We start from the raw sequence: 7060 nt of genomic DNA, 5'->3' as shown, positions 1-7060 counted from the left end.
CCCGAGCGAAATGCTCCAAGGTGTCCCGGAGATCGACTTCACGGTGACCCGCTGGGTCGCTGAGAACCGTATAAGCCGGAAACGCAAAAGGAGTGTCGAATTGAAGTCCATTCGACACCCTTAAAGGACATGCAACACCTGCCGGCGTCAAGCCTTCATGCGTGAGACTTCTTCCAAGCGGAATCGAGCCGCAAACGCCTGCATTCTTTCATCGAAGCGCAGCCCAAGCTGCCCACCGTGATCGCTGGTTTCAGCCAGGGCGGCATCATGAGTGCAAGCCTCGGGGTCACCGAGCCTGAAGAGGTTGCAGGCTTGCCACAAGGATTTTCGGGGAGGCGCGGGGCTTAAGTTCACTTTCTGTTCTGTTGCTCCCCAGCCCCCACTCCCTTCACGGACGCCCTCCGCGTCTCTGCTTTCGATCGACAGAGAACCTTGCGTCATCACTTCCCCATCAGCCCAACGCTATCTCTCTCTCCTGATACTGGTTGCGGCGGGGCTCCGCACTTGTGCGGTTCAGTCGCATAAATGGTAGTGGCCTATGAGGGGGCAGCTCACGAAATGGACGAAACCGTACGTTAAGCCATAAGCATGTTTATGGGAGTTCCTTGAACTTCGGCAAGCGACCCAGGCTGTGTAAAAACGCAGACGCCGTTTTGAAGTCCTCGCTTCTACGTTAAATCTGCAAGCGTTCGGTTAGTCAGCAGATCTAGATTTTGCGCAGGAGCGTGATTTTCGCGCCGATTTTGAATGCTGAATCTGCGGATTCCACGCCATCCGGCCACTCATTCCACGCTTATCCGGCCGGGTATTCCACGCACATCCGGCCACCTGTTCCACGGCCATCCGGCCGGGCAGTCGGAGCGCAGCGACGCAGGTTTGCATTGTTAGTCTGAAGTCCCTGTTGCAGTCAATTTCGTAGCGCGTCTGCGCATCGATTCACCCTTGAGTTCGATGCGGTAAGCTATGCACCAGCCGGTCGAGGATGGCGTCGGCCAAGGTCGGATCGCCGATCAGTTCATGCCATTTGTCTACCGGCATCTGGCTGGTCACCAGTGTCGAGCGGTACCCGTAGCGGTCGTCCAGCAGCTCCAGCATGTCGCGCCGTTGCGCAGCGGTAAACGCCGCCACTCCCCAGTCGTCCAGGATGATCAGATCGGTCTTGGCATAACCGGCCATCAGTTTGGCGAAGCGACCGTCGCCGTGGGCCAGACCCAGTTCCTCCATCAAGCGCGGCAGGCGCAGGTAGCGCACGCTGTAGCCGTCCCGGCAAGCCTTGTGGGCCAGTGCGCAGGCCAGCCAGGTTTTGCCCACGCCGGTGGGGCCGCCGATGATCAGGTTCAGGCCGTCGCGCAGCCATTGGCCACTGCCCAGCTGCAGAATCAGGGACTTGTCCAGCCCACGCGGGCTGCGGTAATCGATGTCTTCCAGGCAGGCGTTGTGGCGCAGTCGGGCCGCTTTCAGGCGAGTGCTCAGGCGCGCATCTTCACGTTCGGTCAGCTCGCGATCGACCATCAGGCCCAGGCGTTCCTCGAAGCTGAGGCTGTTGATGTCGGGCGTTGCGTGTTGCTCGCTCAGCGCCTTGATCATGCCGTGCAGGCGCAGGGTTTGCAGCTTGTCCAGGGTGGGATTGGGGAGCATGGGAGTATTCCTTCAGGTCAGTGGTAGTAGCCGGGGCCGCGCAGGTTGATGTGTTCATCGGGCAACAGCGGCAGGTTCTGCTGGGCCAGCGGTAGCCGTTCCAGCCCTTGGCGCAGGATCGATTCGAGGCTCTTGTAACTGCATGCGCCCAACGCCAGGGCGCGCTGGCAAGCGGCTTCCAGCCGTTCTTCACCGTGCTGTTTGCCCAGGCGCAGGATGCCCAGGCAAGCCCGGAAGCCGTGCTGCGGATGGACTCGGCGCTCGAGGATGTGGGCGATGACACCAGCGGTGTTTGGCCCAGTCTGCTCTGCCCAGCGGATCAGCCGCTGCGGCGTCCACTCGGCATGTTCGCGGTGGCTCTTGGGCATGTGCTCGGTCTGGGTGGTGTGACGGCCTTTGTGCGGCGAGCGCACATGGCTGGCCACGCGCTGGTTGGCGTGGAAGCACTCGACGGTCTGCGCAGTCAGGCGCACTTCGAGCTGGTGCTTCACCAACTGGTACGGCACCGAGTAGTAATGGCCGTCGACTTCGATGTGGTAGTCGATGTGCACCCTTACTTTTTTCCATTCGGCGTAGACGTAAGGACGTTCTGGCAGCGGTTGTAGCGCGGGTTGGTCGAGCGCCTCGAAGGCCGAGCGGCGTGAGCCGGGCAGCTTCTTGAAGGGCCGTTGATTCAGTCGCTCCAGCAGCACGCCGATGGCGGTGTTGAGTTCGCCCAGCGAGAAGAACTGGCGGTTGCGCAAGGCCGCGAGGATCCAGCGTTCGACCACCTGCACGCCGACTTCGACCTTGGCCTTGTCCTTGGGCTTGCGGGCGCGAGCGGGCAACACGGCGACCCCGTAATGTTCGGCCAGATCGCGGTAGCTGGGGTTGATGTCCGGCTCGTAGCGATGCGCTTTGCTGACGCCGCTGCGCAAATTATCCGGCACCAGGATCGCGGGCGCTCCACCGAGAAACGCGAGGCAACGGGCGTGCGAGCCCAGCCAGTCGGGCAGTTGCTGCGACCAGGTGGCCTCGGCAAAGGTGTAGCTGGAGGCGCCGAGGACAGCGACGAAGACCTGGGCCTGGCGGATCTCGCCGGTGTGCCGGTCAATGACCACTACGGTCTGGCCGGCGTAGTCGACGAACAGCTTTTCACCGGCGCGATGCTCCTGGCGCATGACCACGTCGACCTTGGCGGCCCAGAGCCGGTAGTGCTCGCAGAACCAGCTGTATTGGTAACCTTGCGGATGGCTGAGTCGGTACTCCTGCCAGAGCAGGGCCAGGGTGACGCCGGGGCGGCGCAGTTCGGCGTGAGCCCATGCCCAGTCAGGCATCGGACGCTGCTCACTGGGGATGGTCGGCGCAGGCGGAAACAACTGACGTTCCAATTCGGCGTCGGTCAGCGCAGAGGGCCACGTCAGCCCGCAGGCAGCAAAGCGATTGAGGTAGTCACCGATGGTGGCTCGTCCCACTTGCAAGCTGCCCGCGATCTGGCGAGCAGATAGACCCACCTCAAACTTGAGGCGCAGAACTTCTCGAATCTTACGCATGGATAAACGCTCCACGACGACCTCTCTGCTTCGAAAAAAGAGGTCGATGGTAGTGAATTAATCCTGCGTGGCTGCCTGCCTGAAGGGTGGCCGGATGGCTGTGGAATCAGTGGCCGGATGCGCGTGGAATGGGTGGCCGGATCATCGTGGAATCAGTGGCCGGATGTTCATGGAATAGGTGGCCGGATGGTCGCGGAGTCCGCATGCTGAATCTGCACAAAAGTGTTTTTACACAGCCTCGACCCAAAGCAGGCATTCATTTTCATGCATAAGCAAACAAGGCCGCAAATGCGGCCTTGTTTTCGGGTGTTACTCGTGTGAATGGCCGTGCTCAGCGCTCTCGGAGGTTGCGCCTTTCTCACCGCCGCCGCATGCCGTCATCAGGCCTAGGAAGCAGATCAGGAGCATCGAACGAATCAGAGTGGTTGGGGTTTTCATGGGAAGACTCTTCCAAAAATGGATGAAATAAATGGTCTGTGTTCAGGCTGAGTGCCGCGTTTTCGGCAGTAGGAAAGCCATCGCTACTTCGGATTACTGTTTGACGTTCAGGTAATCACCGCTCGTCTTCAATGAAATAGTCACGTCGTTATTGCCGCGATTACGCCAGAACCAGCCGTGGGTGCCGTCAAAAATGGCGGTGAATTCACCTTTATCACGTTTGACCTGCTTGCCCTTGTTGTAACTGTGGAAGTAACCCTTTTCACCGTTGTAGGGTTCGCCATGGGTGTCGTAGTTCACAGGACCACCAGCAACTGTCCATTCATAGCTGATAGTCTTGTTTTTCAGCACTTCCAGTTTGATTTCTGTCCCTTCACCTGGCTTGAGCGTGACAGTCATTTGATCCGTCTTCAAAGCAGGGGCAGGTGTCGCCACCGGATTCGCAATAGGCTGAACTTGCGCAACCTGCGGAGCTGGAGCTGGAGCTGCCGGTTGCGGTGGCGCGGCATCCGCCAACGCCTCTTGGGCAAGGATGATCTTCAATTCGCCCATCTGGGTCAGACCCAGTGCGCGGCCCACGCCCGTAGGATCAACGGCATATTCCGAAGGCATGACCACTGTCACCAGCAGGCCGACCGCAGTCAGCAGTGCAATGACAGTCGAACGCACCAGCTTGCGAGTGCTAGGCAATTCATTAACGGTTGGAAGCGGAGTATTGAACATGGTCAGGATTCCTTAGGCAGAGACAAACAGGCCGGTGATCTGGTAACCCATTAGGAGGAAACCGGCACTCATCATGGCGACGTTGGCGGTATAGGCGTGGCGCCAGAAGCTGCCGGTGCGACGCCAATACCCCATCAGAATGAGAATCGCGCTGAGGGCCAGCAATTGGCCGATCTCGACACCAACGTTGAAGGCGATCAGGTTCGGAATCAGGCCATCAGGCGAGATCTCGTACTCCTGAATCTTGGTGGCCAAACCGAAACCATGGAGCAGGCCGAAGATCAGCGTGGCCACCTTGGTGTTGGGTTGGAAGCCGAACCAGCGTTGGAATGCGCCCAGGTTATCCAGCGCCTTGTACACCACCGAGAAACCAATGATGGCGTCGATGATGTACGAGCTGATGCTGATCTCAGTCAGCACGCCCAGCAGCAGCGTGACCGAGTGGCCTACGGCGAAAAGCGTGACGTAGAGCCCTACATCTTTCAGGCGGTAGAGGAAGAAGATCACCCCGAACAGAAACAGCAGGTGGTCGTAGCCTGTCATCATGTGCTTGGCGCCCATGTAGATGAAGGGCAGCAACATGACGCCGGAGCTTTCCTGGATGAATCCCTTGTCACCTTCAGCGACGGCATGAGCCATCGCCTCGGGCATTGCGAGGAAAAGTGACGCGACAAATAAAAACAGCAGCAGTAGCAGGCGACGCGAAGGCGCAGTAAATGCGTCAACGCCGCTCATCGAGTGCGAATGCATAGATCAATCCTACGTTGCAGGGATCAAAGGCCGCAGTGCGGCCATGGTCAGGATGCGAACGAAGGACGGGGTGGCCGCTCGATCAAGAAAATCGGCGGACGGGGAACGGAATAGCGTGGCGCATCGACCCGCATAGAGAGCTTCGGCTGCGCGGCCAGACTCAACGCGGAGGTGAGTTGTGGCGTTTCGTGCTGATGGTCAGGGGTCAACGGGGAGTGATAGTGATCCGAGCAGCTCGCACACGACATCTCGGCTTGCTGTTCATGGGAGTGATGGGCGTCTTGCGCAATCTCCCAGGCTGGATGTTTCGACGTCACTGACAACGTATAGGTATGCCCGGCCCAGGCCACAAACATGGCGAGAGCAAGCGCGATTACCACCGTCGTTGTCAGTGTTCTGCTGAACATAGCGTTCGGGTTTCGACTCGTTTTGTAGGGCTTTGCTGCGTTTGACCATATCCCCCAGGGGGGGATAGGATGCCAGCGTAATTCATTGAGGCCTGAGGCTCAAGTCATGAGTGAGCACGAACACGAACACGAACACGAACACAGCCATCCTCATACCCACCAAAGTCATGAGGCGATCATTAAACGTCTCAAGCGGGCGGACGGCCATTTACGCGGCATCATCACCATGATCGAAGAGGGTCGTGAGTGCGTGCACATTGCCCAACAGTTGCATGCGGTCGAAAAAGCGGTATGCCAAGCCAAGCGCACGCTCATTCAGGATCACATCGATCATTGCCTGGAGGACACCGTCTCGGCGTTGAACAATGGCGAGCGCGCACCACTGGAAGCCTTCAAGCAAATCACCAAGTACCTCTAGGTCTGACATGCCCAACTTCGCTGAACTGCTGCAACAAGGCGGGGCTCACGCCTGGCTGTATTTCCCGAGCGCTATTTTGCTCGGTGCCTTGCATGGCCTGGAACCGGGCCATTCAAAAACCATGATGGCGGCCTTCATCGTGGCCATCCGTGGCTCGGTCAAACAGGCCGTTTTGTTGGGCTTGGCCGCGACGCTGTCGCACACAGCTGTGGTGTGGTTGGTCGCCATCGGCGGCATGTACCTGGGCAAAGGTCTGGACGCTCAAACCACTGAGCCGTACTTCCAGCTTGCGTCCTCTGCACTGATCATCGTAATTGCGCTTTGGATGCTGTGGAGTACCTGGCGCGGCGAGCAGATGTTCAAGTTCGAGCAAGGTGATGACCACCACCACGGCGAGCATGGCCATGGCCATCATGATGAAACCCACCGAATCGATACCGGCCATGGCCGTGTCGAACTGTCGATCTTCGAAGAAGGCATGCCGCCGCATTGGCGCTTGAAGATATTGACCGGACACGCTTGGGCTGCCTCAGATGTTCGCCTGATGACTACTCGTCCAGATGGCAGCACGCAATCGTTCTCTTTTGTCGAGCGCGAAGGCTTCTTGGAGTCGGCAGTCGATATCCCGGAACCTCATGAGTTCAGTGCTCGCTTGAGTCTCGGGCATGCGGGCCACTCCCATGATTATGACCTGGACTACCAGGAGCATGATCACGGGCATGCGCATTCCGAGCTGGAAGGTCTGGAGCTGTCGATTGACGGCTATCAGGATGCGCACGAACGTGCGCATGCCAACGATATCCGTAAACGCTTCACCAACCGCGAGGTCACCACGGGGCAGATCGTCATGTTCGGTCTGACTGGTGGTCTGATTCCATGTCCTGCTGCCATCACCGTGCTGCTGTTGTGCCTTCAGGTGAAAGAGGTGGCATTGGGAGGCATGCTCGTCCTGTGCTTCAGCATTGGCTTGGCGATCACCTTGGTGGCGGTGGGAGCTGCTGCGGCCATTGGTGCTAAACAGGCTTCCAACCGCTGGCCGTGGCTGGGCAGCGTGGCTCGTCGTGCACCGTACCTATCCAGCGTGATGATCATCAGTGTTGGTCTTTATGTGGGCTTCCATGGCTGGATCGGTTTGAACGCATAAGGCATTTGCA

5 protein-coding genes and 2 pseudogenes are annotated in these 7060 nt (G+C 58.7%); 3 read left to right on the top strand and 4 right to left on the bottom strand.

Features of this window, described 5'->3' with window-relative positions; all coding sequences use genetic code 11:
* Positions 1–174: 174 nt before the first annotated feature.
* Positions 175–312: pseudogene (locus GUY40_RS28200) on the top strand (phospholipase); the annotation flags it as partial.
* Between the two features lie 572 nt (positions 313–884).
* Here the strand turns inward: GUY40_RS28200 and istB are convergent.
* The 4 genes and pseudogenes from istB to GUY40_RS07305 form a co-directional block, all read right to left on the bottom strand.
* Positions 885–1638 (bottom strand): annotated as a pseudogene (gene istB / locus GUY40_RS07320) (IS21-like element helper ATPase IstB).
* 17 nt (positions 1639–1655) lie between these two features.
* Complete coding sequence (gene istA, locus GUY40_RS07315; protein WP_166568277.1) at positions 1656–3170, bottom strand: IS21 family transposase; 1515 nt, start codon at positions 3168–3170, stop codon at positions 1656–1658.
* A 531-nt stretch (positions 3171–3701) separates the two neighbouring features.
* Positions 3702–4331: a transmembrane anchor protein gene (locus tag GUY40_RS07310; RefSeq protein ID WP_166568276.1), complete on the bottom strand. Its 630-nt coding sequence runs from the start codon at positions 4329–4331 to the stop codon at positions 3702–3704.
* A gap of 12 nt (positions 4332–4343) precedes the next feature.
* Positions 4344–5081, bottom strand: coding sequence for a HupE/UreJ family protein (locus GUY40_RS07305; RefSeq protein WP_092238496.1), 738 nt, complete (start codon positions 5079–5081; stop codon positions 4344–4346).
* 513 nt (positions 5082–5594) lie between these two features.
* Here GUY40_RS07305 and GUY40_RS07300 point away from each other — a divergent pair.
* Together GUY40_RS07300 and GUY40_RS07295 are read left to right on the top strand one after the other, a co-directional pair.
* A complete protein-coding gene (locus GUY40_RS07300) occupies positions 5595–5906 on the top strand; it encodes a metal-sensing transcriptional repressor (RefSeq protein ID WP_166568275.1) in 312 nt (103 codons plus the stop codon).
* A gap of 7 nt (positions 5907–5913) precedes the next feature.
* Complete coding sequence (locus GUY40_RS07295) at positions 5914–7050, top strand: nickel/cobalt efflux protein RcnA (RefSeq protein ID WP_166568274.1); 1137 nt, start codon at positions 5914–5916, stop codon at positions 7048–7050.
* Positions 7051–7060: the final 10 nt, after the last annotated feature.

This window comes from Pseudomonas sp. R5(2019) (assembly GCF_009905435.1).
Classification (GTDB): domain Bacteria; phylum Pseudomonadota; class Gammaproteobacteria; order Pseudomonadales; family Pseudomonadaceae; genus Aquipseudomonas.
This window is presented reverse-complemented; position numbering and strand designations above follow the sequence as displayed.